General features: G+C 74.4%; 32 protein-coding genes and 1 riboswitch. Of the genes, 12 read left to right on the forward strand and 20 right to left on the reverse strand.

Annotation, left to right across the window (positions count from 1 at the left end; translation table 11 throughout):
• Positions 1 to 130: 130 nt before the first annotated feature.
• The 9 genes from DSM104329_RS01445 to DSM104329_RS01485 all read right to left on the reverse strand — a co-directional run bounded on the left by DSM104329_RS01445 (position 131) and on the right by DSM104329_RS01485 (position 8,281).
• Positions 131 to 1,096: a D-alanyl-D-alanine carboxypeptidase family protein gene (locus DSM104329_RS01445; protein ID WP_259313612.1), complete on the reverse strand. Its 966-nt coding sequence runs from the start codon at positions 1,094 to 1,096 to the stop codon at positions 131 to 133.
• A complete protein-coding gene (locus DSM104329_RS01450) occupies positions 1,093 to 1,275 on the reverse strand; it encodes a hypothetical protein (protein WP_259313613.1) in 183 nt (60 codons plus the stop codon). Before DSM104329_RS01450 ends, DSM104329_RS01445 begins: the two co-directional genes overlap by 4 nt.
• On the reverse strand, positions 1,272 to 1,913 hold the full coding sequence (locus DSM104329_RS01455; protein ID WP_259313614.1) for a rhomboid family intramembrane serine protease: 642 nt from the start codon (positions 1,911 to 1,913) through the stop codon (positions 1,272 to 1,274). The genes DSM104329_RS01450 and DSM104329_RS01455 overlap by 4 nt, the downstream gene beginning before the upstream one ends.
• Positions 1,914 to 1,938: 25 nt before the next feature.
• The gene (gene lipA, locus DSM104329_RS01460) at positions 1,939 to 2,916 is read right to left on the reverse strand and encodes a lipoyl synthase (protein ID WP_259313615.1); all 978 of its coding nucleotides are present in this window, start codon (positions 2,914 to 2,916) and stop codon (positions 1,939 to 1,941) included.
• Between the two features lie 103 nt (positions 2,917 to 3,019).
• The gene (locus DSM104329_RS01465) at positions 3,020 to 4,213 is read right to left on the reverse strand and encodes a DUF4394 domain-containing protein (protein ID WP_259313616.1); all 1,194 of its coding nucleotides are present in this window, start codon (positions 4,211 to 4,213) and stop codon (positions 3,020 to 3,022) included.
• 92 nt (positions 4,214 to 4,305) lie between these two features.
• Positions 4,306 to 5,001 carry a lipoyl(octanoyl) transferase LipB gene (gene lipB, locus DSM104329_RS01470; protein ID WP_259313617.1) on the reverse strand — a complete coding sequence of 232 codons (696 nt, stop codon included), beginning with the start codon at positions 4,999 to 5,001 and terminating at the stop codon, positions 4,306 to 4,308.
• 16 nt (positions 5,002 to 5,017) lie between these two features.
• Complete coding sequence (locus DSM104329_RS01475; RefSeq protein WP_259313618.1) at positions 5,018 to 6,280, reverse strand: dihydrolipoamide acetyltransferase family protein; 1,263 nt, start codon at positions 6,278 to 6,280, stop codon at positions 5,018 to 5,020.
• A complete protein-coding gene (locus tag DSM104329_RS01480) occupies positions 6,261 to 7,244 on the reverse strand; it encodes an alpha-ketoacid dehydrogenase subunit beta (RefSeq protein ID WP_259313619.1) in 984 nt (327 codons plus the stop codon). The genes DSM104329_RS01475 and DSM104329_RS01480 overlap by 20 nt, the downstream gene beginning before the upstream one ends.
• Positions 7,241 to 8,281: a thiamine pyrophosphate-dependent dehydrogenase E1 component subunit alpha gene (locus DSM104329_RS01485; RefSeq protein ID WP_259313620.1), complete on the reverse strand. Its 1,041-nt coding sequence runs from the start codon at positions 8,279 to 8,281 to the stop codon at positions 7,241 to 7,243. Before DSM104329_RS01485 ends, DSM104329_RS01480 begins: the two co-directional genes overlap by 4 nt.
• Before the next feature lie 225 nt (positions 8,282 to 8,506).
• Here DSM104329_RS01485 and DSM104329_RS01490 point away from each other — a divergent pair, with 225 nt between their 5' ends.
• Entirely contained in the window at positions 8,507 to 9,100 is a 594-nt protein-coding gene (locus tag DSM104329_RS01490) for a hypothetical protein (protein WP_259313621.1), read from the forward strand.
• Between the two features lie 70 nt (positions 9,101 to 9,170).
• Here the strand turns inward: DSM104329_RS01490 and DSM104329_RS01495 are convergent, their stop codons facing one another.
• The 6 genes from DSM104329_RS01495 to thiE are packed head-to-tail and all read right to left on the reverse strand — an operon-like array spanning position 9,171 to position 13,438.
• Positions 9,171 to 10,001, reverse strand: coding sequence for a putative RNA methyltransferase (locus DSM104329_RS01495; protein ID WP_407655961.1), 831 nt, complete (start codon positions 9,999 to 10,001; stop codon positions 9,171 to 9,173).
• Positions 10,002 to 10,036: 35 nt separating this feature from the next.
• Entirely contained in the window at positions 10,037 to 10,285 is a 249-nt protein-coding gene (locus tag DSM104329_RS01500) for a hypothetical protein (RefSeq protein ID WP_259313623.1), read from the reverse strand.
• A complete protein-coding gene (locus DSM104329_RS01505) occupies positions 10,282 to 10,878 on the reverse strand; it encodes a DsbA family protein (protein ID WP_259313624.1) in 597 nt (198 codons plus the stop codon). The genes DSM104329_RS01500 and DSM104329_RS01505 overlap by 4 nt, the downstream gene beginning before the upstream one ends.
• A complete protein-coding gene (lpdA, locus tag DSM104329_RS01510) occupies positions 10,847 to 12,220 on the reverse strand; it encodes a dihydrolipoyl dehydrogenase (protein ID WP_259313625.1) in 1,374 nt (457 codons plus the stop codon). The genes DSM104329_RS01505 and lpdA overlap by 32 nt, the downstream gene beginning before the upstream one ends.
• 14 nt (positions 12,221 to 12,234) lie before the next feature.
• Positions 12,235 to 12,804 carry a hypothetical protein gene (locus tag DSM104329_RS01515; protein ID WP_259313626.1) on the reverse strand — a complete coding sequence of 190 codons (570 nt, stop codon included), beginning with the start codon at positions 12,802 to 12,804 and terminating at the stop codon, positions 12,235 to 12,237.
• Positions 12,782 to 13,438 (reverse strand): thiamine phosphate synthase, encoded by a 657-nt coding sequence (gene thiE / locus DSM104329_RS01520; RefSeq protein WP_259313627.1) that lies wholly within the window; start codon positions 13,436 to 13,438, stop codon positions 12,782 to 12,784. Before thiE ends, DSM104329_RS01515 begins: the two co-directional genes overlap by 23 nt.
• A 14-nt stretch (positions 13,439 to 13,452) precedes the next feature.
• Positions 13,453 to 13,559, forward strand: a riboswitch (TPP riboswitch).
• 22 nt (positions 13,560 to 13,581) lie between these two features.
• Between thiE and thiO the strand changes: the two genes are divergently transcribed.
• The 4 genes from thiO (at position 13,582) to DSM104329_RS01540 (ending at position 16,427) form a co-directional block, all read left to right on the forward strand.
• Entirely contained in the window at positions 13,582 to 14,670 is a 1,089-nt protein-coding gene (gene thiO / locus DSM104329_RS01525; protein WP_259313628.1) for a glycine oxidase ThiO, read from the forward strand.
• Positions 14,667 to 14,867: a sulfur carrier protein ThiS gene (gene thiS, locus DSM104329_RS01530; RefSeq protein ID WP_259313629.1), complete on the forward strand. Its 201-nt coding sequence runs from the start codon at positions 14,667 to 14,669 to the stop codon at positions 14,865 to 14,867. Before thiO ends, thiS begins: the two co-directional genes overlap by 4 nt.
• A 95-nt stretch (positions 14,868 to 14,962) precedes the next feature.
• Entirely contained in the window at positions 14,963 to 15,814 is an 852-nt protein-coding gene (locus tag DSM104329_RS01535) for a thiazole synthase (RefSeq protein WP_259313630.1), read from the forward strand.
• A gap of 139 nt (positions 15,815 to 15,953) precedes the next feature.
• Complete coding sequence (locus DSM104329_RS01540; RefSeq protein WP_259313631.1) at positions 15,954 to 16,427, forward strand: ester cyclase; 474 nt, start codon at positions 15,954 to 15,956, stop codon at positions 16,425 to 16,427.
• Positions 16,428 to 16,448: 21 nt separating this feature from the next.
• Here DSM104329_RS01540 and DSM104329_RS01545 read toward each other — a convergent pair whose 3' ends face one another.
• Together DSM104329_RS01545 and DSM104329_RS01550 are read right to left on the reverse strand one after the other, a co-directional pair.
• Entirely contained in the window at positions 16,449 to 16,838 is a 390-nt protein-coding gene (locus DSM104329_RS01545) for a cupredoxin domain-containing protein (protein WP_259313632.1), read from the reverse strand.
• Between the two features lie 5 nt (positions 16,839 to 16,843).
• Positions 16,844 to 17,512 carry an endonuclease/exonuclease/phosphatase family protein gene (locus DSM104329_RS01550; RefSeq protein ID WP_259313633.1) on the reverse strand — a complete coding sequence of 223 codons (669 nt, stop codon included), beginning with the start codon at positions 17,510 to 17,512 and terminating at the stop codon, positions 16,844 to 16,846.
• A 24-nt stretch (positions 17,513 to 17,536) separates the two neighbouring features.
• Between DSM104329_RS01550 and argF the strand changes: the two genes are divergently transcribed.
• The 7 genes from argF (at position 17,537) to DSM104329_RS01585 (ending at position 23,188) form a co-directional block, all read left to right on the forward strand.
• Positions 17,537 to 18,415 (forward strand): ornithine carbamoyltransferase, encoded by an 879-nt coding sequence (gene argF, locus DSM104329_RS01555; RefSeq protein WP_259313634.1) that lies wholly within the window; start codon positions 17,537 to 17,539, stop codon positions 18,413 to 18,415.
• A 43-nt stretch (positions 18,416 to 18,458) separates the two neighbouring features.
• Complete coding sequence (locus DSM104329_RS01560; RefSeq protein ID WP_259313635.1) at positions 18,459 to 18,614, forward strand: hypothetical protein; 156 nt, start codon at positions 18,459 to 18,461, stop codon at positions 18,612 to 18,614.
• 10 nt (positions 18,615 to 18,624) lie between these two features.
• Positions 18,625 to 19,980 carry a 23S rRNA (uracil(1939)-C(5))-methyltransferase RlmD gene (gene rlmD / locus DSM104329_RS01565; protein ID WP_259313636.1) on the forward strand — a complete coding sequence of 452 codons (1,356 nt, stop codon included), beginning with the start codon at positions 18,625 to 18,627 and terminating at the stop codon, positions 19,978 to 19,980.
• 13 nt (positions 19,981 to 19,993) lie between these two features.
• Positions 19,994 to 20,323, forward strand: a complete 330-nt coding sequence (locus tag DSM104329_RS01570) for an antibiotic biosynthesis monooxygenase family protein (RefSeq protein WP_259313637.1) — start codon at positions 19,994 to 19,996, stop codon at positions 20,321 to 20,323.
• A gap of 151 nt (positions 20,324 to 20,474) precedes the next feature.
• Positions 20,475 to 21,452, forward strand: a complete 978-nt coding sequence (locus DSM104329_RS01575; RefSeq protein WP_259313638.1) for a BAR domain-containing protein — start codon at positions 20,475 to 20,477, stop codon at positions 21,450 to 21,452.
• Between the two features lie 199 nt (positions 21,453 to 21,651).
• On the forward strand, positions 21,652 to 22,233 hold the full coding sequence (locus tag DSM104329_RS01580; RefSeq protein WP_259313639.1) for a hypothetical protein: 582 nt from the start codon (positions 21,652 to 21,654) through the stop codon (positions 22,231 to 22,233).
• A gap of 10 nt (positions 22,234 to 22,243) precedes the next feature.
• A complete protein-coding gene (locus tag DSM104329_RS01585) occupies positions 22,244 to 23,188 on the forward strand; it encodes an NAD(P)H-quinone oxidoreductase (protein ID WP_259313640.1) in 945 nt (314 codons plus the stop codon).
• Between the two features lie 5 nt (positions 23,189 to 23,193).
• Here the strand turns inward: DSM104329_RS01585 and DSM104329_RS01590 are convergent, their stop codons facing one another.
• Genes DSM104329_RS01590 through DSM104329_RS01600 form a run of 3 tightly spaced genes read right to left on the reverse strand, consistent with a single transcriptional unit; the run spans position 23,194 to position 25,956 of the window.
• Complete coding sequence (locus DSM104329_RS01590) at positions 23,194 to 23,367, reverse strand: hypothetical protein (protein ID WP_259313641.1); 174 nt, start codon at positions 23,365 to 23,367, stop codon at positions 23,194 to 23,196.
• Between the two features lie 34 nt (positions 23,368 to 23,401).
• Positions 23,402 to 24,007: a uracil-DNA glycosylase family protein gene (locus DSM104329_RS01595; RefSeq protein WP_259313642.1), complete on the reverse strand. Its 606-nt coding sequence runs from the start codon at positions 24,005 to 24,007 to the stop codon at positions 23,402 to 23,404.
• 50 nt (positions 24,008 to 24,057) lie between these two features.
• Complete coding sequence (locus tag DSM104329_RS01600; protein ID WP_259313643.1) at positions 24,058 to 25,956, reverse strand: CehA/McbA family metallohydrolase; 1,899 nt, start codon at positions 25,954 to 25,956, stop codon at positions 24,058 to 24,060.
• Positions 25,957 to 25,981: the final 25 nt, after the last annotated feature.

Below are 25,981 nucleotides of genomic sequence, written 5' to 3' on the forward strand. Positions count from 1 at the left end.
CTCTCTGTGGCTCGTGGCCCGTCTCGTAACCACTAGTTGACTGGCCAGTCAAGGTGATCCTACGGGATGAGGTACGTGGGGTTCGGCAGCTTGATCCGGTGGTCGGGACCGAACCCAACACCCGCGGCGATCAGCGCTCGGCGCGGAACCCCGCGTCGAGCAGCTTGCGCGCCTGGCGCTCGGTGTCCGGCGAGTTCAGCAGGACGACGCCGAGCCGGCGCCCGTTGCGCGTCGCCGACGCGACGAGGCAGCGGCCGGCGGCGTCGGTGTAGCCGGTCTTGATGCCCGTCACGCCGCGGTAGCCCGTGCGGATGAGCGGGTTGTGCGAGTAGAGGTAGAGCTTGTGGCCCTTGATCGGGAAGGGCAGGATCGCCGAGCGGCGGCGCACGATGCGCGCGAGGCGCGGCTCGTCGAGCACCGCCCGGGCCAGCGCGGCGAGGTCGGCCGCGCACGAGTGGTTGCCACGGTCGGTGAGCCCGTCGGGGGCGGCATAGCGCGTGCACCGCAGGCCGAGGGCAAGGGCCTTGTCGTTCATCATCGCCACGAACTTCGGCACGGTGCCGCCGATGCGCTGCGCGAGCGCGATCGCCGCGTCGTTGCCGGAGACGATCAGCAGGCCGTTGAGCATCGTCTCGAGGCGGATGAGCTTGCCCTTCGGCAGCACGCCGAGGCCTGAGCCCTCGTAGGCGAGCGCCTGCTTCGTGACGCGCACCCGGTAGTCCGGCCGGCTGTTCTCGACGACGAGCAGGGCGGTCATCATCTTCGTCAGCGAGGCGATGGGCAGCACCCGCTCGGGCTGATGGCGCCACAGGACGCGCCCGGTGTCGAGGTCGAAGAGCAGGCCGCTGCGCGGCGGGTGCTTGAAGGGGATCACGACCGGGTCGGCGGCGCCGACGAGCCGCACGTCGAGCGGCTGGCGGGCGATGACGTCGCCCGCCGGCGGGCCGTTGGCGAGCGTCTGCTGGGCGAGCCGGCGGGGGACGGTCGCGCGCTGCGCGGCCGCATCGCTGCCATGGCGCCGGCTGTCGGTGACCAGCCACGCGGCGGCGGCGACGGCGATCGCGACGACGAGCAGGGCGGCGGCGACGCGCTTCATGACGGCGAGGAGGGCGGCGGGTTGCGCAGCGCTCCGAGGATGCCGAACCCCAGGAGCGCCAGGACGACGAAGGAGACGACCGTCAGGGGGTCGGGCCCGTTGCGGACCGTCACCACGATCGTCAGTCCTCCGAGCACCGCGATCATGGCCAGCGCCGAGACGAGCGCGACGGTCCTCACTGCCAGGCCGCGCGGCCGCGCCGAAGCAGCGACTCGGGGGTCTTGACATGCGTGGCCACGAACCCGGCGGTCAGCAGGCCGAACGCGAACCCGGCGAGGTGCGCCGCGTAGGCCACGCTGCCCGGGTCGAGCAGCGCGAACCCGACCTGCAGGGCGATCCAGCCGGCGAGCAGGACGGTGACCGGGATCGCGATGACGGTGAAGAAGAACAGACAGCACACGAGCGTCAACACGCGCGCCCAGGGATAGAGGCGCAGGTACGCGCCCATCACCGCGGCGATCGCGCCGGACGCGCCGACCAGCGGGGCGGTCGACGACGGGTCGATCGCGACCTGCGCGCCCGCCGCGACGAGCCCGCCGACGACGTAGAACGCCAGGAAGCGCCCGCGCCCGAGCGCGTCCTCGACGTTCGGCCCGAACCACCACAGGAACAGGAGGTTGCCGACGAGGTGCAGCAGTCCGGTGTGCAGGAACATCGAGCTCAGCGCGTCGCGCACGGTCGGGTCGGCGGGCACGAGCCCGTGGCGCGCCACCGCGTCGCCGCCCACGGCGAGGAACACCACCACGTTGGCCAGCAGCAGCGCGTACGTGACGAGCGGGGGGCGGTCGGTCGGGATGTCGTCCTTGACCGGGAACACGGCGCCCGTCAAGGCTACCGACGGGTCAGGAGGCTGCGGCCAGCGGACCCACGCCCGGCCGGTCCTGCGGGACGTGCTGGTCGGCGTGGTAGCTGGAGCGCACGAGTGGGCCGGCGGCGATGTGGTCGAACCCGAGCGCGTAGGCGGCGGTCTCGAGCGCGGCGAACTCGTCGGGGTGCCACCAGCGCACGACGGGCAGGTGGTTCTCGGTGGGCCGCAGGTACTGGCCGACGGTGAGCACCTGGACGCCGGCGTCGCGCAGGTCGGCAAATGCGGCGACCATCTCGTCGTGGGTCTCGCCGAGGCCGACCATCAGGCCCGACTTCGTCGTGACCGCGTCGCCGCCCATCTCCTTGGCGTTGCGCAGCACCCGCAGCGAGCGCTGCCACGTCGAGCCGCGCCGCGCGACCGGATACAGCCGCGGGACGACCTCGACGTTGTGGTTGAAGACGTCAGGGCGCTCAGCGATGACGGTGGCCAGCGGCATCTCGTGGCCCTGGAAGTCGGGGGTCAGCACCTCGACCTTGCAGTCGGGCGCCTGGCGGCGGACCTGGCGGATCGTCGCGGCCCAGATGCGGGCGCCCTTGTCGGGCAGGTCGTCGCGGTCGACGCTGGTGATGACCGCGTGGCGCAGCCCCATCCGCGCGATCGAGCGGGCGACGCGGGCCGGCTCGAGCGGGTCGTTCCAGGTCGGCTTGCCGGTCTTGACATGGCAGAAGCCGCAGCGGCGGGTGCACGTGTCGCCGAGGATCATGAACGTCGCCGTGCCGCGCTCCCAGCACTCCCCGACGTTCGGGCACGCGGCCTCCTGGCAGACCGTGTGGAGGTTCTCGGCCTCCATCATGCTGCGCAGCTCGCGGTACCGCGCCCCGCCGGGCGGCGGGACCTTGAACCAGCGCGGCTTGCGGGCGCGCAGCGGCAGCACGTCCGGGCCGAGGACGGTGAGCACGTCCATGCCGCCCGGGTTGGCCCGCGAGCGCGTCTGGTGGGTGCGCTGGGTCACCCGACGCAGCGTATCGTGGCGGCTGCTCGTGGAGCCGGCGCCGGCCCGAGCGTCGACGAGGTGGGGCCGGAGCCGCTGCCGGCAGCGGTGGGCCCCCGTGCGTCTACTTGGTCCTGCCGCTGCGCGAGGCCGTGACCTTGTTGCCGGCCGAGTCGGTGACCGTGACCTTCAGCCCGAAGCCCTGGGTGGCGTCCGCGCGCAGCAGCTTCTTCGCGTCTGCGTTCAGCTTGCTGGTCATCGTCACGTACCCGGCGGTGGAGAGCACCTGGCCGGTCACCGCGGTCGTCTTGACCTTGCCGACGGTCAGCTGGCCGGAGACCGAGCATGCCTCGTTGCACGACACGCTGAAGCGGTAGCCCTTCGACGTGAGGTTCGACGCCTTGATCGAGTTCGGCGCGTCGAGCAGCACGCGCGGGTCGACGCCGTCGTCGGGTACCGCGCCGAGCGCGGCCATCGCCACGATCGGCCGGACGGCCCGCGACGTGCTCGAGGACTTGTAGGCGATCGTCGACTGCGCGGCGTTGCGGACGGTCGGCGTCGCGGCGCCCGTCGAGAGGTCGAGCGTGTAGAGGCTCGGCGTGGCGTTGCCGGTGTGCAGCGCCGCGTAGGCGACGCCCGTCGCGGTCAGGTCCATCGGGGTCTGGCCGTCGGCGTTCAGGCCCAGCGGCCCGATCGTGCGCACGAGAGCGGCGGAGGTCGGCGCGCTCACCAGCGCGTCGCGGCCGGTGTCGATGCCGAACAGCGACGCGATCCCGCCGCCGCCGGCCGGCGGGAGCGAGTAGGCGATGCCGCCGAAGACCGGGACGGTGCCCGCTCCGGCGTCGCCCGCGTCGTAGGCGTAGGCCGCGTCGACGCCGGCGACCTGGCCGGTCGCCACGGAGATCCGTAGGTTCTGCGCGGTGTCCGACACCGAGCGGGCCTGGAACGTGCCCGGGTCGATCGAGAACGCGAACGCGGTGCCGTTCAGCGGCGGGCTGAACGGCGTGTTGCTCACGGCCGCGGCAACGCCGGTGATCGGGTCGACGACGTAGATGCGGTTCGTCGAGCCCAGCGCGTAGAGGCGCCCGGTGGCGGCGAGGCTGTCGAGGCCCAGGAGCTGCTCGTTGCTGATCAGCCCGGTGACCGGCACGGCGTTCTGCAGATTGCCGGGCGAGTCGGAGCGGAACAGGAAGATCTGGTTGTCGGCCGTGAGGCCGGCGAGCTGCTCGGCCGCCTGTGCGGCGGACGGCGCGACGACGGCGGCAGTGGCGACGAGGGCGAGCGCGGCGGCGTGTCGCGCGCGCGGGCGGGGGATCACGGGCGGCTCCTTGGCGGACGCATTCGGCGGGCATTGTTCCTCACCGATGCACCGTCTGTTGCAGGATCGCTGGCGCGCCGGTGCGCCGGCGCTCAGACGGCGGGCGCCAGCAGCGGTGCCAGCGCCCGCTCGCGCGACACGATCCGCTGGCGCATGCCGCACTCCTGGGCGAAGCGCCACGCCAGCCGCTTGCGCAGGCAGGGCAGCCGCGCCCCGGTCGCGCCGGTCTGCTCGGCGACCGACGTCGTGCGCACGCCGGGCAGGCCGCACGGCACGATCCACGACCACGGCTCGAGGTCGTTGTCGACGTTGATCGCGAGCCCGTGCGTGGTGATCCCGCGCGAGACGTGCACGCCGATCGAGGCGATCTTCGCCTCGCCGACCCACACCCCCGTCCACGCGGGCCCCTCCGCGCTGCGTCCTCGCGCCGGCACGCCCTCGTCGGCGAGGGCGGCGACGATCGCGCGCTCCATGCGGGCGACGTGCTCGCGCGCGCTCTCGACGCGCATGATCGGGTACGCGACGAGCTGGCCGGGCGCGTGGTGGGTCACCTTGCCGCCGCGGTCGACGTCGACGATGTCGATGCCCCGCTCGCGGTACCAGGCCTCCGGCAGGGTGAGCTCGCCGGGCGGGGTGCGCCGCCCGCGGGTGTAGCAGAGCGGGTGCTCGAGCATGAGCACGGTGTCGGCGATCGCGTCCGCGGCGCGAGCGTCGGCGAACCGGTGCTGCAGCTCGAGCGCCTCGCGGTATTCGACGAGACCGAGGTTGACGACGTGCAGGTCGGCCATGGGCTCGTCCTCGAGACTACCCCTCGCGCAGCGCCTCCAGCCGCCGCTTGACCGTGGCCAGGAACTGCGCGGCGACCACGCCGTCGAGCGCCCGGTGGTCCCACGACAGGCCGAGGATGCAGATCGGGCGCACGGCGATGGCGGGGGTGGGTGGGACGTCGATCACCACCGGTCGCTTCACGACGGCCTCGACGTCGAGGATCCCGACCTGTGGCTGGTTGATCACCGGCGTGGCCATGATCGAGCCGAACTGGCCCGGGTTCGTGATCGTGAACGTGCCGCCGCGGACCTCGTCGGGGTCGAGCCGCCGCGCCCGCGCGCGTCGCGCGACCTCGCGGATCGCGCGGCCGAGCCCCTCGGCGCTGAGGTCCTGCGCGTCGCGGATGACGGGCACGATGAGCCCGTCGTCGCCGAGCGACACCGCGATGCCGAGGTGGACGGCGTCGTCGTGGCGGCGGTAGTCCTCGCCGTCGAGCGTGGCGTTCAGCGCCGGGTGCTCGCGCAGCGCGTCGACCGTGGCGCGGGCGACGACCGGCAGGGCCGTGAGGCCGAGCCGGGCGCGCTCGGCCTCGACGCCGGAGAAGTCCACCTCGATCCACGTGGTGCACGTCGCCGCGGTGTCCAGCGAGCGCTTCATGTGCTCGCCGATCGTGCGGCGCATGCGCGACAGGGTGCCGCTCGGCTCCGCGGCGGCCGCGCGAGCGGGCTCGCCCGCCGGCTCGGGGTCGGGCCGGTAGGGCGACTCGATGTGCAGCGGCGGCTCGGGCGCCGCGGCCGGCGGGGGAGCGCCCTCGACCGCCGAAACCGGCGGGGCAGCGCCCTCGATCGCCGCGAGGACGTCCTGCTTGCGCACGCGCCCGCCACGGCCGGTGCCCGCGATGCCTGCGAGGTCGATGCCGTGCTCGGCGGCGATGCGCTGGACGACGGGCGAATAGCGTCGCGCGCCGTTGGTCGCCGGCGCCGGCGCCGGCTCGGGGCGGGCGGCGGGCGGCGGCTCCCGGGTCTCGCTCGCGTGCGCCTCGCCGGGCCGCGCATCGGTCTCGATCCGCGCGAGCACCGTGCCGACGTCCACGGTCTCGCCCTCCTGCACCAGGATCTCGGCGAGCCGGCCGCTGGCCGGGGCGGGGACCTCGGTGTCGATCTTGTCGGTCGACACCTCGAGCACCGTCTCGTCGGCCTCGACCCAGTCGCCCGGCTGCTTGGACCAGCCGATGACGGTCCCCTCGGCGACCGATACGCCCATCTGGGGCATGGTGACGTCAGTAATCGAGGAGCTCACGGCAGGCCTCCCGGACCCGGTCGACGGACGGCAGCAGCGCCTGCTCGAGCGGCGGCGAGAACGCGATGGGCACGTCGGGCGTCGAGACCCGGACGACCGGCCCGTCGAGGTCCTCGAAGCCCTTCTCGGCGATCAGCGCCGCGACCTGGGCGCCGGCGGCGCACGTCGCGTTGGCCTCGTCGAGGATCACGACCTTCGAGCAGCGGTGCACGCTCTCGAGGATCGCCGCCTCGTCGAGCGGGACCAGCGTCCGCAGGTCGAGCACGCGGACGCTCGCCCCGTCGAGGTCGTCGGTCGCCTCGAGCGCGGTGTGCACCATCGCGCCGTAGGCGATGACGCACAGGTCGTCGCCCTCGCGCGCGACCCGGGCCGTCATCGGCGTCTCGTAAACGCCCGCGGGGACGTCGCCCTTCACGCGCCGGTACAGGTGCTTGTGCTCGCAGAAGAGGACCGGGTTGGGGTCGCGGATCGCGGCGATCAGCAGGCCCTTGGCGTCCTCGGCGGTCGACGGCGCGACCATCTTCAGCCCGGGCGCGTGCATGAACCACGCCTCAGGGTTCTGGGAGTGGTACGGACCGCCCGAGAACCCGCCGCCCGTGGGCAGGCGCACCGTGATCGGCACGGCGAGCCCCATCCGATAGTGCATCTTGCCGGCGACGTTGACGAGCTGGTCGAAGCCGCACGAGACGAAGTCCGAGAACTGCATCTCGCACACCGGCCGCAGGCCGACGACGGCGGCCCCGACGGCGGTGCCGATGATCCCCGACTCGGCCAGCGGCGTATCCATGACGCGCGACGCGCCGAACTCGTCGATGAAGCCGTCGGTGACCTTGAACGCGCCGCCGAAGACGCCGATGTCCTCGCCCATCAGCAGGACGCGCTCGTCGGCGCGCATCTCCTCGCGCAGCGCGTCGGAGATCGCCTGCAGGTACGTCATGGTGCGGGGGGCCGCGGAGACGGTCATCGCGCGAACCCCGACCAGGGCGCGTGGCCGTCGCCGAGCGGCTCGGCCTCGGCGGCGAACACGCCGTCGGCCGCGGTCGCCGGGTCGGGCATCGGCATGGCCAGCGCCTCCTGCACGCCGGCCTCGATCTCGCCCTCCACCTCCGCGCGCAGGGCCGCGGTGTCGACGCCGAGTTCGCGCACCCGCGTCTCCTGGCGGTCGATGGGGTCGCGCTCCCGCCACAGCGCGACGAGGTCCTTCGGCACGTACTTCATGTCGTCGTGGGCGGCGTGGCCGTGCATGCGCATCGTCACCGCCTCGATGAGCGTCGGGCCGGCGCCGGCGATCGCGCGCTCGCGGGCGCGGCGCACCGCGTCGAACATCGCCTCGGCGTCGTTGCCGTCGACCGACTCGCCCGGGAAGCCGTAGGTCTCGGCGCGCCGGACCGGGTTGACGGCGAACTGCTGGTCGACCGGGGTGGAGTAGGCGAACTGGTTGTTCTCGAGGACGAAGACGACCGGCAGGCGCTGCACGCCGGCCCAGTTCATCGCCTCGTGGAAGTCGCCGCGCGACGTCGAGCCGTCACCGAACCACGTGATGGCGCAGCGCGCCTCGCCGCGCAGCTTGAACGCCATCGCCATGCCCGTCGCGACGAGCATCATGTCGGGGAGCATCGAGACCATCCCGACGCAGCCGAGGGCGCGGTCGCCGAAGTGGATGTTGCCGTCGCGACCGCCCGTGACGCCGCCCGCGCGCCCCATGTACTGGCCGAGGATCCGCGCCGGGGTGACCCCGCGCACGATGTGCGCGCCGAGGTCGCGATGCAGGATGCAGAGCCGGTCCTCGGCGGCCATGGCGAACGCGGCGCCCACGGAGACCGCCTCCTGGCCGAAGCCGTCGTAGAACGAGCCGGGCACCTTGCCCTGGCGGTAGAGCGTCATCGCCCGCGCCTCGATGCCGCGCATGAGCAGCATGTAGCGCAGGAGGGCCGTCCGGTCCGTGGTGGTGAGGTGGTCGCTGGCGGCAGCCTCCGCCGTGCGAGCCGTCTCGGTCGCCATCTCCTGTGTCTCTCCCTGGTTGACGCCGGATTCCGGGATCGCCGATCCGGCGCACGTCTCGTGCCGCGGGCGGGATCGCCGCCGTTGGCACCGGGTCCGGGCCAGAGAATACCGGCTCGCGCGGATCCGGCCCGCCCGCGCGAGGCGCGGATCCGGCCCCGCAGGCCGTGCGCGCGGGCACGCCACGAGGGCGGCGGGACCATCGCCGGGGCGTACGCTGCGGGGATGGAGCGGGTGTGGCCGTCGCGGCTTCGCTGGCGGCTGCGCGGCGCCTGGCAGTGGCCCACGTTCGTCACGCTGACCGCGGTCGACGCGGTGATCGTGCACCAGCTGCCCCCGGCCGGCGACCGGACCGCCGGGTGGATCCCGGCTCTGCTGCTCGCCGCGTTCTTCAACCTCATCGCGGTGGCGGCGATCGCTCCGCTCCTGGGCGCGCTGCTGCGCCGGCGGCGGGCCGACCTGCCGCGGATCGTCGCGCGCGACCGCGGCGGGACCGCCGCGCTGCTCGCGGTCAGCGCCGCGTTCCTCGGCATCGGCCTCGCGCACCGGCCGGAGCGCGAGGCCGGCGAGCAGGAGCTCATGGCCGTCTCGACCGCCGTGCGCCGCTACGTCGCCCATCAGGCCGACCCGCGCTACCGCATCCACATCGAGCAGGCCACGCTGGTGCGACTCGGCGACGTCTACCGCAGCTGCGTCCCCGGCGGCGCCGGGGGGCGGGCGCTGTGCCTGTTCGTCGACGTCAGCCAGTCGCCGCCGGGCATCCGGGTCGATCCGAACCCGGCCCCGAACTCGACGTTCGTGCACGGGCTCGTCCAATGACGCGAGATCGGGGAGCCCGACGGGACGGGTGGGCATCCATGCCCGCTCAGCGGGCTCGAACGCCCACACGTCAGCGCGGTGCCCGGCGCCCGTAGACCGAGACGGCCACCGACGCCGTGACCTCCGCCGGCTCCGCCAGCCCGGCGATCCGCCGCGCCCGGTCGTCCCGGTCTGCGTGGAACGCGCTGGGCCCCATGCCCGCCAGGGCAGCGACCGCGTCGCGGTCGAGCGTCATCGCCCACTCGTGCTCCTCGCGGTGGTCGAGCGTCAGCGGGCCTTCGAGCTGCGCCGCCAGCCGCTGCTGCTTGTGCGCGTCGACGCCGAGCAGGCCGAGCGGCTCGACGAGCTCGCGCAGGTGCCGCGGCGTGGGGGTCGAGACCACGAGCGCCCCGCCGGGGACGAGCACGCGCGCCGCCTCCGCCGCGTTGCGCGGGGCGAACACGCCGAGCACCGCGGCCGCGCATCCGTCGCCCAGCGGCAGCGCCCGCCACGCGTCCGCGCCGACGGCCGCGATCCGGGGGTGCGCCCGGGCCGCGCGGCGCAGCGCCGGCTTGGAGATGTCGAGCGCGAGGCCGAGGCGCCCGGGCAGGCGGTCCAGCGCGCCGGCGAGATACCAGCCGGTCCCCGCCCCGATGTCGACGACCAGGCCGTCGCCGGCCCGGTCGGCGACGCGCGCGACCGTCTCGGCGACCGCGTCGCGCAGGGGATCGAACGCCCCGCCGGCCAGGAACACCGCCCGTGCCGCCACCATGGGCGCGGTATCGCCGGGCGCCGCGGGCGCCGCCCCGGCCAGCAGGCTCAGGTACCCCTGGCGCGCGACGTCGAACGCGTGCCCGCGCTCACAGCGCACGACCGCGCCAGCCCGCGACAGCGCGCCGCCGCAGTGCGGACACCGCAGCACGGGGAGCGCCTCGGTGAGCGGGTCGCGGCGGCCCGTCAGCTCTCCTCGGGCGCGATCGCCGACCACTTCGCGAGGAAGTCCTCGACCTCCAGCTGGGCGAGGTCGGCGTGCAGCATGCGGGCCATGCGGGTCGCCTCGCGCGCCTCGCGGTCCCAGAACAGGACCGTCTCGACGGTCTCGATGTCGACGATCTCCAGCCGGTCGATGCGGCCGGGCCCGGCGAGCCAGGCCGGCATCCGGCTGCCCCGCCCGTGCAGGAGCCGCAGCCGGCGGTTCGCCCTCACCGCGCCACCTGAAGCGCCGCGGCGGCGCGCTCGGGCGCGTCTTCGCCGGTGAACGACTCGCCGCCGGCGAGCACGATCGCGGGCACGGTGGTCACGCCGTCGCTCGCCCGGGCGAGCGCGGTGCGCGTGGAGCGCAGCTCCGCGCCCTTGAGCACCGCGCGCGGGTGCAGCTCGCACGCCGCCGCGGCGATGAGGACCGACTGCTCGTCGCCCAGGGACCGTCCGCCGCACCACGCCTGGCGAAACGCCGCCAGGGCGAACGCGACCGTCCGCCCGGTGACCTTCGCGTAGGTCGCGGCCCGCATCGCGAACGCCGAGTCGAACGGGACCTCCGGCGGCCAGCGCACCGGCTGCAGGCCGAGCTCGGCCGCCCGCCACTCGATGCCCTCGCGCCAGATGTCCTGCTCGGCGGCGCAGCGGAAGCCGTCACCCTCGGTCGGTCCGCTTGCGACGTGCACCGGCACCCACTCGGTGGCCACCGGCATCACCTGCAGGATCCGCTCGGCGACCAGCCAGCAGGACGGTGACGCGAGGTCGAAGAGAAAGCGCGGGTGCGCCGGCTCAGCCGTGGACGAGCCAACCGTCAGCGGCACGCGCGGCCTCCATGACCGCCTCCGACATCGTCGGATGGCCGTGGACCATGCGGGCGACCTCGGGATAGCCGCCCTCCAGCGCGCGCACGTTGACGAGCTCCTGGATGAGCTCCGTCGACTTCGAGCCGACGATGTGGCCGCCCAGCAGCTCGCCGTACTTGCGGTCTCCGACGATCTTGACGAGGCCGGTGCGGTCGCCGTAGACGGTGCCCGCGCCGACCGCGCCGTACTGGACCTTGCCGACGACGACGTCGTGGCCGGCGTCGCGCGCCTGCTGCTCGGTCAGGCCGAAGCTCGCGACGTTCGGCGTGCAGAACGTGGCCCGGGGGATGTCGATGTACTCGATCGGGTGCGTCGCCTGGCCGGCGGCGTCCTCCACGGCGATGATGCCCTCGTCGGACGCCTTGTGCGCGAGCGCCGGGCCGGGCACCAGGTCGCCGATCGCCCAGATGCCCGAGGCCGTGGTGCGCAGTGCGCCGTCGACCTTCAGCAGCCCGCGCTCGTCGAGCTCGACGCCGGCCTCCGACAGGCCGAGCGCGTCGATGTCCGGCCCGCGGCCGGCGGCGATGATCAGCCAGTCGACCTCGCCCTGCTGGTCGCCGTAGCTGAACGTCACGCTGTCGGCGCCCTTCTGGACGTTCTCGACGAACGTCTTGGTGAAGATCTCCATCCCCTGCTTCTTCAGCCCGCGCTCGGCGAGCTTCGAGATGTCTGCGTCCTCGGTCGGCAGCACCCGGTCCAGCGCCTCGAACAGCAGCACCTCGACCCCGAGGCGCGCGTAGGCCGAGGCGATCTCCGCGCCCGACGCGCCGGCGCCGACCACCGCGATGCGCCGCGGCAGCTCCGACAGCGCCCAGGCTTCCTCGGTGCCGATCACGCGGCCGCCGAACTGCGCCCCCGGGATCGGCTTCTTCAGGCTGCCCGTGGCGAGGATGACGTTCTTGGCCTCGAGCGTCTGGTCGCCGACCGCGATCTTGCCCTGGCCGGCGAGGCGCGCCTCGCCCATGACGACCTCGACCTTGTTCTTCTTCATCAGGCCCGCAACGCCGCCGGTCAGCGTCGTGATGACCTTCTCGCGCCGCGCCATCACGGCCGCGTAATCGATCTCGGGCTCGGCGACCTTGATGCCGAACTCGTCGGCGTCGCGAACCTCCTGCAGCACGTCGGCGACGCGCAGGACCGCCTTCGCCGGGATGCACGCGTAGTTCAGGCAGCGGCCGCCGATGGTGTCCTTCTCCACCACCGCGGTCCTCATGCCGAGTTGGGCGGCCCGGATCGCGGCGACGTACCCGCCAGGTCCCGAGCCGATGACGATGGTGTCGAACGTGGTGGAGTCAGCCATGGCGTCGCGGGAGTCTACGAGATGCCCTCTCGCCCGCCTGTCCGCGGACCCCGGTCGTAGGCCTGGATGCGGGCCATGACGCGGATGAGCTTCCACGCCAGCCAACCGCTGAGGACGATCACGGCGACGCACACCAGCAGGCCCCACCAGTTCGACACGACGACGAGGGCGATGGTGGCCATGATGATCTGGAAGGCCAGGAACGCCTCGAAGCCGATGACCGCCCAGTAGCGCGTCCGGAACATGCCGAACGCGGCGAGCAGCAGGACGCCGGCGATGAGCGCGGCCCCGATCCACGAACCGCCGCTGGCGGAGAGATCGTCGTTCGTCGCCGCGCCGGCGATCACGAGGACGGCGAGCAGGATCGCCGCCGCGACGGCCACGTTCAGGGACGTCGTGCGCTCGCCGGGCGGCAGGGGCGCGAGCGCCGCGCGGATCGCCTCGTCGCGCTCGCGGCCGCGGGCGTAGCCGGCCTCCATGCGGTCGCGCGCCGCGGGCTCCTGCGGGGGCGCGGGCCGAGCCGGCGCGGGTGCGGGCGCGGGCGCGGTGACGCCCCGCCGCTTACGCCGCGTGCGCTGGCCCATGATGCAGCGCCACCGTTTCCACCATCCGCCGCAGACGATAGGCGGCGGCGCGCGGATCGGGCGCATCGGCGATCGCGCGCACCACCGAGATGCGCGCGGCTCCGGCGCCGATCACGGCGGCGGCATTGTCCTCGTCGATGCCGCCGATCGCGAACCACGGCACGCGGGCGTGGGCGGCGGCGTGGCGGACGAGCTCGAGACCGACGGCGGGACGCCCGGCCTTCGTCGGGGTCGCGTGCACCGGCCCGACACCGATGAGGTCGGCATCGGCGGCGTCGACCTCGGCGGGCGCGTGGGTCGACAGCCCGACCAGCCGGTCCGCGCCGACGATCTGGCGGGCGCGGGAGACCGGCATGTCGTCCTGGCCGACGTGGACGCCGTCGGCTCCGGCGGCGGCGGCGAGGTCGGGGCGGTCGTTGACGAAGAACAGCGCGCCCGCGGCGGCGCACAGCTCGCGGGCGACCTCCGACGCGGCGAGGACCGTTTCGTCGGCGGCGTCCTTGCAGCGCAGCTGGAACAGGTCGACGCCGCCCTCGAGCGCCGGGCCGAGCACGTCGGCCAGCGGCCGCCCGCCCGGGCGGTCGGAGGCGATCAGGTACAGGCGCGCGGTCTGCAGCCGGGCACGGCGGTCCACCCGTCCGAGGCTACACTCGGATCAACGGGAGCCTCATCGGCTGAGAGGGCGACATCGAGGTCGCCGACCGTCAGTACCTGACCCGGGTAATGCCGGCGAAGGGAGGAGCAGCTTTGTCGGGACCGAGCAACGTGAGATGGGACGTGGCCGTCGTCGGAGGCGGCATCGTCGGGCTGTTCGTCGCGTGGCGCGCCCGGGAGCGCGGGCTGCGCGTGACGGTGCTCGACGCCGGCGCGGACGACGGCACGGCGTGGCCCGTCGCGGCCGGGATGCTCGCGCCCACGTCCGAGGCGCAGTTCGGCCCCGCCGGCCAGCGCGCCGTCGAGCTCGGCCTCGCCGCCGCCGCGCGCTGGCCGTCGGCGGCCCGCGAGCTCGGCGAGGCGTCGGGCATCGACCCGGGCCTGCGTACCCCCGGCACGCTCGTGCTCGGGCGTGACCGCGACGAGGCGGAGGCGCTCGACCGCGAGCGCCGCTACCGCGAGGAGCTCGGCCTCGCCGTCACCCCGCTGCTGCCGAGCGCCGCCCGCCGCGCGGAGCCCGCGCTGGCGCCGACGCTGCGTGCCGCGATGGAGGTCGCCGACGACCACAGCGTCGACCCCCGGCGGGTGGTCGCGGGCCTGCGCGCCGTCCTCGGCGACGCCGTGCGCGCGGGCGAGCGCGTCACCGAGGTCGGCCCCGACGGCGTCGCGCTCGAGTCGGGCGAGACGGTGGCCGCGGCGCGCGTCGTCCTCGCCGCCGGCGCCTGGTCGGGCGAGCTGCTCGACGTGCCGGTGCGACCGCTGAAGGGGCAGGTCATCCGGCTGCGCGACCCGGACGGCCCCGGCCTCGTCACGCGCACGCTGCGCTTCTCGAGCACGTACCTCGTCCCGCGTGCCGACGGGCGCTACGTCCTCGGCGCGACGGTCGAGGAGCGCGGCTTCGACACGTCCGTCACCGCGGGCGGCGTCTACGAGCTGCTGCGCGACGCGGGCGAGCTCGTACCGGGCATCTCGGAGCTGGTCGTCGAGGAGACGCTCGCCGGCCTGCGGCCGTCGACGCCGGACACCCTGCCGCTGCTCGGAGAGCGCGACGGCGTGATGCTGGCGACCGGCCATGGGCGCGACGGCGTCCTGCTGTCCGCGCTGACCGGCGACCTGGTGGCGGCGATGCTCGCCGGCGAGGACCCCGGCCCGCCGGTCGCCCACTGCGATCCGGCGCGCTTCGACCGCGCGGGCCAGGCGGTGCCGGGATGATCCGCGTCAACGGCAGCGAGCGCGAGGTCAGCGGCGTGACGGTGGCCGCGCTGGTGGCCGAGCTCGGCGTCCCCGCCGGCGGGCGCGGCGTCGCGGTCGCGGTCGACGGCGAGGTCGTCCCGCGCGGGGCCTGGGAGGCCACGGCGGTGCCCGAGGGCGCTGCGGTGGAGATCGTGACCGCGGTTCAGGGAGGATGAGGCGATGAGCGCCGACGCTGCGCAGCACCTCGCCGACGCGCGCGCCGACGCCGCCGCGGTGGAGATCGTGACCGCGGTTCAGGGAGGATGAGGCGATGAGCGCCGACGCTGCGCAGCACCTCGCCAACGCCCGCGCCGACGCCGCGGCACGCGGCCCGTTCGCCATCGCCGGGCGCGAGCTGCGCTCCCGGCTCATCCTCGGCACCGGCGGCTTCTCGTCGCTCGAGCTGCTGTCCGCGGCGATCGAGGCGTGCGGGGCCGAGCTCGTCACCGTCGCCCTGCGCCGCATCGATCCGGGGGCGCGCGGCTCGATCGTCGACGTGCTCGACGCGGCCGGCGTCGAGCTGCTGCCGAACACCGCCGGCTGCTTCACCGCGCGCGACGCGGTCACCACGGCGCGGCTGGCGCGCGAGGCGTTCGGCACCGACTGGGTCAAGCTCGAGGTCATCGGCGACGAGCGCACGCTGCTGCCCGACGCGGTCGAGCTGGTCCTCGCCGCCGAGCAGCTCGTGGCCGACGGCTTCGTCGTGCTGCCCTACACGACCGACGACCCGGTGCTCGCGCGCCGCTTGGAGGACGTCGGCTGCGCGGCGGTGATGCCGCTCGGCTCGCCGATCGGCTCCGGCATGGGCATCGCCAACCCGTACAACCTCGCGCTCATCCGCGAGCAGACCGACCTGCCGGTGATCCTCGACGCCGGCGTCGGCACGGCGTCCGACGCCGCGCTCGCGATGGAGCACGGCTGCGACGGCGTCCTGTGCGCCAGCGCGATCTCACGCGCGCAGGACCCGATCGCCATGGCGCGCGCGATCCGCGGCGCGGTCGATGCCGGAAGGCTCGCGCTCGAGGCGGGCCGCATCCCGCGCCGCCGCTACGCCGAGGCGTCGTCGCCGATGGACGGCCTCGCGGATCTTGCGGCCCGCCCCGCAACCGCCGACCCGAGATGACGCCCGTCGATCGCCGCCGTCCGGCGTGCTCGACCACTCGAGATCCCAGTGGGATTCCTGCGGAGCTGCGTCCTTGGCCGGCGGCACCGCCTGACGCCCTTTCGCGCCGACGCTCACGAGACGAACCGCACCCGGGCGCTTGACCGCCGACGACCTGCTCGACGCGTTCGGCTCGGCCTGGTCGGGGCGCGAGCGCTCCGCGTTCGCCTCCTGCTGCGCACCCGACGTCCACTACGAGGACCCGCTGACGCACGGCGCCCGCCACGGCCTCGACGCCCTCGCCGACCACGCCGCCGTCCTGTGGCAGGCGTTCCCCGACGCGCGGGTCGAGCGGGCCGGCGAGCGGCTGACCGACGGCCGCTTCGTCGCCGCGCCGATCCGCCTCGCCGGCACGCACCTCGGCGACCTCGCGCGCCTGCCCGCGACGAAGCGGGCGATCGCGCTGCACGCCGTCCTGTACTGCGAGCTCGACCCGGAGGGCTCGCTGCTGTGGCGTGTCCGGGCGTTCTTCGACGCCTACGAGGCGGCGGCGCAGCTCGGGGTGCTGCCGCGCCCGGGCACGGTGGGCGAGCGTGCGCTCATGCTCCTGCGCGGGTTCGGGCTGCGCGGGTGACCGCGGCGGCCGGTGCGGGGCTCACCGAACGGTGATCGTCCCCGTCATCCCCGGGTGCAGCGTGCACACGTAATCGATCTTGCCGGCCTTGTCCGCGGTGAACTTGAACGTCCCGCCGTTGCCGAACTGATCGGACTTGAAGGTGGCGCCGGATTGGGCGACCACGTCGTGGTCGACGGTGTCGAGGTTCTTCCAGGTGATGGTCTGGCCCTGGTTGACCGTGATGTCCTTCGGCTCGAACTGGATGTTCTTCATGTCGACCGTGACCGCACCGCCGCCGCCGGACGAGCCGGACGAGCCGGTCGAGGCCGGCGCCGACGAGCCGGTCGAGGTGGAGCTCGAGCCATTGGAGCCGCAGCCGGCCGCGACGAGCGCCGCGGCGGCGAGGAGTAGTACGAGAGAGCGTCGCATTGCACCTACCCTGACGCATCGAGGACGGGATTCCTTTCCAGTGTGACGATGACGGGAGCGTGATCCGACAGATGCCCCCGCTCGGGCACCTCGACCCGGTCCGGCTGCAGACCCCGGACGAGCACGTGGTCGACGTCGTGGCCGCCGGCGTGCGCGAACCCCGCCGCGTGCACCCGCCGCACGTTGAAGTCGCCGCCGAGGACGACCGGCGCGTCGCCCGCCCATCGGCGCACGCTTTCCGCCGCGAGGTCGATGTCCGCCTGCGCTCGCTCGTCGGAGTGCACCTGCGCGTGGAGGTTGGCGATCCAGAGCCCCTCCCAGCGGATCGCATGCACGACGCGCCGCTCGGGCCGTAGGCGCAGCCGGCGCTTCGCACGCGCCTCGATGCGCCCGTGGCGCACCAGGATCGCGTTGGCGCCGCCGCCGCTGGACCTCATGACGTCGGGCCAGCGGCGGGCGAGCGCCCGGCGCACGGGCAGCAGGCTGTTGCGGGAGGTCAGCGCCGTGTCGTGGTCGGTGCCGAGCAGGGCGGGCGGCCACCACGGCGGGACCTCCTGCAGCAGCGCGACGTCCCAGGCCCAGCCGCTGAGCGTCGCCGCGAAGGCGTCCTGCAGGTCGCGGCCCGCCGGCGGGACAGCCCGGCCGTGGTAGAGGTTCCAGGTCAGCACGCGCATGGGTCGTATGCTGCCCGCTTCTCCATGGCACGCCACTTCCTCACCGGCGCCGAGCTGTCCTCCGAGGAGCTCGCCGCGCTGATCGACCGAGCGCTCGAGATGAAGCGCGCGCCGCTCGCCGCCCGGCCGCTGGAGGGCCGTGCCGTCGCGCTCGTCTTCCAGAAGCCGTCGACGCGCACCCGGGTCAGCTTCGAGGCCGGGGTCTTCGAGCTCGGCGGCCACCCGCTGGTCCTGCGCACCGACGAGATGCAGCTCTCCCGCGGCGAGTCGCCGCGCGACACCGCGCTCGTGCTCTCGCGGCACGTCGCGGCGATCGGGGTGCGCACGGGGCCGGACGAGATGCTCGCCGAGCTCGCCGCCCACGCGAGCGTCCCGGTCGTCAACATGCTCACGGCCGGACACCATCCGTGCCAGGCCCTGGCCGACCTGCTCACGCTGCGCGAGGCGTTCGGCCGCCTGGAGGGCCTGCGGCTCGCGTACGTCGGCGACGGCAACAACGTCGCGCGGTCGCTGGCGATCCTCGGGGCGCTGGCCGGGGTGCAGGTCGTCGTCTCCTCGCCCCCCGGCTACCGGCTCGAGCCGGTCGCCGGAGCCGAGCTGGTCGAGGATCCCGCCGAGGCCGTGGCCGGGGCGAATGCGGTCTACACCGACGTGTGGGTGTCGATGGGCGACGAGGCCACCGCGGACGAGCGCCGCAGCGCGCTCGCGCCCTATCGGATCGACGACGCGCTGCTCGACCGCGCTGCGCCCGGCGCCATCGCGCTGCACTGCCTGCCGGCGCATCCCGGCGAGGAGATCAGCGCCGAGGTCCTCTACGGCGACCGCCAGCGCATCTGGGACGAGGCCGAGAACCGCCGGCATGCGCAGAAGGCGCTGCTGGAGCTTCTGGTCAGCGCTTCCTGAGGTACGCTCGCGGCCGTTCCGCCGCCAGGAGTCCCCATGCCCCATGACGCGCGACGACGCCGAGGACCTCGTCCAGGCGCTCGTCCAGACCGGGCGCAAGCAGACCGACGATCTGCGCGCGGACATCGAGGCGCTCGTCCGCTTGGCGAAGAGCTTCGCCTGGGGCGACGCAGATCGCCAAGCGCCGTGGCGCGGCTAGCCTCAGACGGGTGGAGGCCTCGACCCGCACCCGTCCCGACCTCGGCGCCGAGCTCGAGCTGACCGTCGACGCGCTCGCCCACGGCGGGCGCGGCGTCGCGCGGCTCGAGGGCTACGTCCTGTTCGTCGCCGGAGCGATCCCCGGCGACCGGGTCAGCGCGGTGGTCACCAAGCGCAAGCGCCACTACGGCGAGGCGCGCGCGCTGGAGGTGCTCGAGCCCAGCCCGGACCGCATCGCGCCCGTCGCCGACCACCCGGGCGCGCCGTGGCAGGTGCTGGCCTACGAACGCCAGCTCGAGATCAAGCAGGAGCAGGTCGACGACGCGCTGCGGCGCATCGGCAAGCTCGACGGCTTCGAGCTCGAGCCGATCGTCGCCGCCGTCGAGCAGTGGCGCTACCGCAACAAGGTCGAGTTCTCCTTCGGCACCGACGAGGCGGGAACGCTGAACTGCGGCTTTCACCCGCCCGGCCGGTGGGATCTCGTCGCGCCGATGGACGACTGCCTGCTCGTCTCCGAGCGGGCGAACGCCGCCCGGCGCCAGGTGCTCGACTGGGCGCGCGCCGAGGGCCTGTCGGCGCACGACCGCCGCAGCCACGAGGGCCTGCTGCGCAACCTCGTCGTCCGCGAGGGCCGGCGCACCGGCGAGCTCCAGGTCCGGCTCGTCACCGCGTTCGGCGATCTCGACGCCGACTCGCTCATCTCCGCCGTCGACTGCGACGGCCTGTTCTGGACACGCACCGAGGACCTCGCCGAGACGACGACGGGCGGCGAGACCGACCTCCTGGCGGGGGACGCGACGATGGCCGAGGAGCTGTCCGGCCTGACGTTCGCGATCTCCCCGAACGCGTTCTTCCAGACGAACACCGAGATGGCCGAGCGCCTCTACGGCGTCGCGCGCGAGTACGCGGCGCTGACCGGCTTCGAGCGCGTCTACGACCTCTTCTGCGGCATCGGCACGATCGGGCTGTCGCTGGCGCCGCGCGCCGGCGAGGTGTGGGGCGTGGAGATCGTCGAGGCGGCGGTCGCCGACGCGATCGCCAGCGCCCGCGCCAACCAGGTCACGAACGCGAGCTTCTTCGCCGGGGACGTGCGGACGTCCATGCGCGAGCTCGTCGAGCGCGCCGGCCGGCCGGACGTGGTCGTCGTCGACCCCCCGCGCTCCGGCCTCTCGCAGAAGATCGTTCGCCGGATCGTCGAGGCGGGGCCCAAGCGCGTCGTCTACGTGTCCTGCAACCCGACGACGCTCGCGCCGAACGCCGCCCAGCTCACCGAGGCCGGCTACGCGCTGCGCCGGGTGCGGCCGGTCGACATGTTCCCGCAGACGCCCCACATCGAGTGCGTCGCCGTGCTCGACCGTACGGCCTGAGTAGGGTCCCGGCATGGCCGTCGTGAAGATCAACGCAATCGAGGTCCCCGAGGGCATGGGACCCCACCTCGAGGAGCGCTTCGCCAAGCGTGCCTCCGAGGTCGAGCAGATGCCCGGCTTCATGGGTTTCGAGCTGCTGCGCCCGGTCGAGGGCGAGTCGCGCTACTTCGTCTACACGCGCTGGGAGACCGAGGAGCACTTCCGCGCATGGGTCGAGAGCTCTGCGTTCACGCGCGGCCATGCCCAGGCCGGCGCGGCGCAGGGCGGCGCCGTGGCCACCGGCTCGAGCCTGCTCGAGTTCGAGGTCGTGCAGTCGGTGCCGGGCCCCGTCGCGAGCGCCTAGCCACCTTCGGCGCCGCCGGGCTCGAGGAAGGGCCGGCGCGGGGGCGAGCGGCGACGCGCCAGACCGGCCGGCGCGCGAGACGACCGCCTCGCGCCTAGGATCCCTTGGGGCATGCGCGGGGGAGAGAGGCAGGGACGCGGGTGATCGCGCCATGACGGTCGGCTTGCACACGTTCTGGGCGCTGGTCCTGGAGCCGCTCGCGCGCGCCCTGCGCGCCCGCGAGATCGTGCTGGCGGGCGGCCGCGACGTGGAGCTCGTGCGCGACCTGCTGACGTTCGGCGCGACCGTCTGCGTGCTCGCCCCGCAGCACGGGCTGGACCTCGACGCGCTGCGCAGCGAGTTCGGCGACCGCTTCGCCTCCGCCCCTGGCCCGAGCCTCGGGGCGCTGCCCGAGGACCGCGAGCTCGACCTCCTGCTGCTGGAGGGCGACCCCAACTGGTTCGCGACCCGCCGGGCGCTGCGCCTCGCGGAGGAGCGCGCGCTCGCCCACGACCGGCGGCCGCCCACGATCGTCGTCCACGGCGTCGACGGGCCGCAGGCGCGGCGCGACCAGTACCTCGACCCGGACGCGATCCCGGCCGCGTACCGCCAGCCGTACGCCCGCCGCGGCGTGGTGCCCGGGCAGGCGGAGCTCGCCGGCGACGGGCTCGACGCCCACCTGTGCAACGCCCTCGTCCCGGGCGGCGAGCGCAACGGCGTGCGCACCGCGGTCGAGGACTTCGTGCGCGAGTCGGACGTCGCCTGGAAGCAGTACGACCTGCACGGCGCCCATGGCGTCTCGGTCCTCGTCACGGCCGAGGCGGTCGCCGACAACGCGGCGCTCTCGGACGTGCTCGACGGCCTGTCGGATGCCGAGACGTTGCGCGCCTGGCTGGAGCGTCTCGAGGAGCTCCGCGTCGGGGCCGAGCTCGAGGCGGCGCGCCTGCGCGCCGAGCTGGAGCGGGCCTCGGCGTCCGCCGCACCGGTGACGGCGACGCCCGCGCGCGCTGAGCGCCTGTCGCTCGAGCTCGAGCTGGCCCGGGATGCCCAGCAGCGCCTGCAGGAGCGCTTCGAGCTGCTCGCCGGCGAGCTGGCTCAGGTCCGCGTCGAGCGCGACCGCTTCGAGGAGCTGGCCCGCCGGTCGCGCTGAAGTGATCGCTCCAATCAGCTCGATCGTGCGGGCGACCATGGTGCACCAGTGACGCCCGCGCGGCTCGCGCGCGATCGGCGCGCTGGGCCGGGAAGCGCGCGAGTCGCTCCCCGTGCGGGGTCAGGCGGCTTGCGGTTCCAGGGCGACCGAACGCCAGAATGACCGCCTGGCCTCCACCGGACAGATATCCCCGGCGCGGTTGCGGCCGCCCCCGACCATCACCCTCGGCGGCGTCGTCTCCGTGCTCGCGTATCTCGCCGCGATCACGGCGATCGAGGCGACGGGTCGGCCGGACTGGCACTTGCTGGCCGCCTCGCCGGACGCGGTCGCGCACGGGCGCGTGTGGACGATGCTCAGCAGCGGCCTCGTCGTCGAGGGCCTCGCCTCGGTGCAGGTAGCCGTGCTGGCGGCGGTCCTCGGCCTGGCGCTCTGGCGCTTCGGCGCTCTGCGGCTATGGGCGGTCGCGATCGCCGCCCACCTCGGCTCCGCGCTCCTGGCCTACGCGGCCGTCGGCGTCCTGTGGCTCGTCGACGCATCGCTCGTGGACGTCCGCGAGCCGGACTACGGCATCTCCGCGGTCATGGCCGGGGAGCTCGGCGCCCTCGCCGCGGGCGGGGGGCGGCGCACCGCGCTGCTCGTCGGCCTCCTCGCGCTGGCCGGCTTCGGCATCGGACTGGCGGACGCCTCGACGCTGGCCAACGCCGAGCACCTGCTCGCGTTCGCGATCGGCGCGCTGACGATCGTCCTGCTCGACCGGCGCCGGCTGCGGCCGGCCGTCTAACCTCCCCGCCATGAAGGCGGTGACCATCCGCGAGGGCGGCGTGCTCGAGCTCGCCGAGCACCCCGATCCCCAGCCGGGCGCCGGCGAGGTCCTCGTCCGCGTCCGCGCGGCGGGCCTCAACGGCGCCGACATGCTCCAGCGCAAGGGCGGCTACCCGGCGCCGCCGGGCGCCCCCGCGGACATCCCGGGCCTCGAGCTGGCCGGCGAGGTCGTCGCGACCGGCCCCGGCGCGATCCGGTTCTCCGAGGGCGACCGCGTGATGGGCATCGTCGGCGGGGGAGGGCACGCCGAGCTCGCGGCAGTCCACGAGCGCCAGCTCATGCCGGTCCCCGAGGGCCTCGACTGGCCGCAGGCCGGCGGCCTGCCCGAGGTCTTCACGACCGCCCACGACGCGATCTTCACCCAGGGCGCGCTGCGGCCCGGCGAGCGCCTGCTCGTCCACGGCGCCGCCGGCGGCGTCGGCACCGCCGCGGTCCAGCTGGGCGCCGCGACGGGCGCGCGCGTGACCGCGACGGTTCGCAACCCGGACGCGCGGGCGGCCGTCGAGGAGCTCGGCGCCGGCGCCGCGATCGACCCGGACGGCTTCGCCGAGCACGGCCCGTTCGACGTCGTCCTCGAGCTCGTCGGCGCGCCGAACCTGCCGGACGACCTCAAGGCGCTCGCCACCGCCGGCCGGATCGTCGTCATCGGCGTCGGCGCGGGGTTCAAGGCCGAGGTCAACCTGCTGGCCCTGATGGGCAAGCGCGGGACCCTGCGCGCCTCGACGCTGCGCGCCCGGCCGCTCGAGGAGAAGGCGCTCACCGCGCGGGCGGTCGAGCGCGAGGTGCTGCCCGCCGTGGCCGCCGGACGCCTGCGCGTGCCCGTCGCCGAGACGTTCGCGCTCGCCGACGCCACCGCCGCCTACGACCGCTTCACCGCGGGCGGCAAGCTCGGCAAGATCGTCCTGCTGCCCTGAGGCTCCTACACGTCGGGCGGTTCGTCGGGCAGGGCCTCGGCTTCGGTCGCGTGCACGGTGCACAGCGCCGGGCCGCCGGACTCGAGCGCCACGGCGAGCTCCTGCGCGGTCAACCTGGCGCCGCACTCCTCGCAGCGCTCGCCGACGGTCTCGGTGCCCTCTTGCTCTTCGAGGTCCATGACCGGGACCGTAGCGCGATCCGCCGCGCGACGATCAGTACGGCGGCAGGTCGGCGTACCAGTCGCCGAGCACGCGGAAGGCCTGCCAGAAGGCGCGCTTGGCGGCCTCCTCGTCGAGCGCGTCGTCGATGTTGGGCACGTAGAGCGCCTCCATCGACGGCGTGAGCTGCTGGATCGTGCCGAGCGCCGGGTCGAGCGTGCGCGCCAGGGGCAGCGCGACGTCGTTGAGGGCCGAGAGCGCGTCGGCGCCCATGACCACGACGATCTTCGGCGCGACGATCGCGATCTCGTCGACGATCCTCGCGACGCAGCCGGGCTCGGCCAGCGCCGGGTCGCCCACGGGGCACTTCACGCAGAGCGTGCCGTAGACGGCGAGCGGGTCGATGTCCAGGCGCTTGAGCGACTTCATGAGCGCCGTCCCCGCCCGGCCGTAGAACGCGACGCCCTCCTCGATCTCGGACGGGGTCGCCGAGAACTTCAGCAGCATCACGTCGGCCTGGGGGTGGCCCGAGCCGAGCACCGGCATCAGGTTGCCGCGCGGGCAGTGCTCGCAGGACTGCAGGTCGCGCGTCAGCGCGTTGAGCTCGCGGATGGCGCGCTCGAGGTACTTCTCCCGGATCTGGTCGTCAGTGGCCCGCATGGCGTCGCGGGTCAGATTCACCGGCTCGCCCTGCGGTCCCTGCGCCTGCATCACGACTTGCGTGTGGCGCGGCGGACGCGGCGGGCGCGGCGGGCGGCTCGGGCGCCCGAGGGCGTCGCCTTCGTCTCGAGGAACTTCAGCGCCTGCACGTAGAGCAGGCTCGTCGGCGTGCGGATGATGTCGGCCTCGCGCAGGGACTCGAGGAACTCCTCCGGCCCGTCGAAGTCGCGCATCCGGATGCGCACCGAGCCGAGGCCGGGCGCGACGTGCGAGTCCGAGCCCGCGCCCGCGACGATGCGGTACTTGGCCGCGAAGCGCTCGGCCTCCTCGTTGAACGCGCCGATGGCCACGCGGGGGTTGAAGACCTCGATGGCGTCGACCTCGTCGACGATCGCCAGCAGGTGCTCGTAGTCCGGCACCGCGTGCATGCGGTCGAAGGGGTGCGGCACGTAGACGAGGCCGCCCTGGCGGCGGATCTCTGCGACGGTCTCCTGCAGCGTCAGGCCGCGCGGGATCTTCTCGGTGAGGAACAGGCCGATGACCTCGCCCTGGCTGGCCGTCTTGACCTCCTCGCCGACGATGACCTTGACGCCGAACTCGGCGGCCTTCTCGCGCGCCTCCAGGGCGCCCGAGATCTCGTTGTGGTCGGTCACCGCGATCGCCCCGAGCCCCTGGTCGCGCGCGGTGGCGAGCAGCACCTCGACCGGCGTGGCACAGTCGCCGGAGTGGTCGGTGTGCATGTGCAGGTCGACGTCGATGAAGCGGCGGTTGCGCAGTCGTGCGCGGGCCTCCGCGTTGCCGCGGCCGTCGTGGCGGCGTCCGGTGAGCTCGGCGTAGACCGCGTCGAGGTCGGCGGCGACGTCGCGCCACGGGCGCGGCGCGGGCGCGGCGGCGAGGCGCTCGCGCAGCGGCGCGTCGGCGAGCAGGCGCTGGACCTGGGCGGCGAGCGTCTCCGTGTCGTCGGGCTCGAAGAGCAGGCCGGCGGCGCCGTCGTCGAGGACCTCCTCGTAGGCCGGCAGGCGGCTGGCGACGCACAGCGCACCGGCGGCGCGCCCGCGCAGCAGCAGGGAGGGCGCCGGGCTGGCGCCCGCGGACGCGGCGACGAGGATGTCGGCGGACCCGATCAGCTCCTGCTCGCCGACCTCCGAGGGCGTGCAGAAGCGGACCCGCTCGCGCAAGGCGGCGCGCAGGGGCGTCGAGGACGACGGCCCGCGCTCGCTGAGCACCACCGCCTCCCACGGCGTGTCGAGCGGCATGGACCGCAGGCCGCGCAGGAACGCTCGCAGGGCGGGGCGCTCCTCGCGGTCGACGAAGACGATCCGCGGCGTGGCGGGGGCCGGGCGGGCGGGCGCGCGGGCGGCCGCGTCCGCGTCTGCGCCGGGCATCACGACGCGGTAGGTCCCCGGGAACCAGCGCTCCATCAGCGCGGCGGTCTCCGAGTAGCTCGCCGTCCGCGCGTCGAGCCGGCCGAAGATGCGCTCGACGAGCTTGCGCGCCACCTGCGTGCTGAGCACGCGCTCGGTCGGCAGGTGAAACGTGCCGACGTTCAGCGCGCGCGAGTGGCGCAGCGCGGTGCTCGCCACGGACGGCGCGAACGGCTCGTGGACATGGCAGATGTCGAGCGGCACGGCCGCGTGCAGCGCCTCGACGGTGCGCGAGACGTCGATGGGCAGGGCGGCCCGGCGCGTCGCCCCCGCCGGGAGCGCCTCGCCGACGGACAGCACGCGCGGGGCCCCGTCGGGCAGCAGGCTCGCGGGGTGCTCGCGCGCGGCGCGCAGGGCGGTCCGCGTCTCGCGCACGGCGCCGTTGTCGAAGCTCGGGGCGACGATCAGCACGCGGTGCCCGAGCGCGGCGAGCTCGCGCGACGTCGCGGCGACGAAGTCGTTGACCTCGTGCCCCGACTCCCACGCGAACGGCGTGACCTGGGCGATGGCGAGCGGCACGGGCACGGCGCCAGCATAGGGAGGGGAGCGC

This window comes from Capillimicrobium parvum (assembly GCF_021172045.1).
Taxonomy (GTDB): domain Bacteria; phylum Actinomycetota; class Thermoleophilia; order Solirubrobacterales; family Solirubrobacteraceae; genus Capillimicrobium; species Capillimicrobium parvum.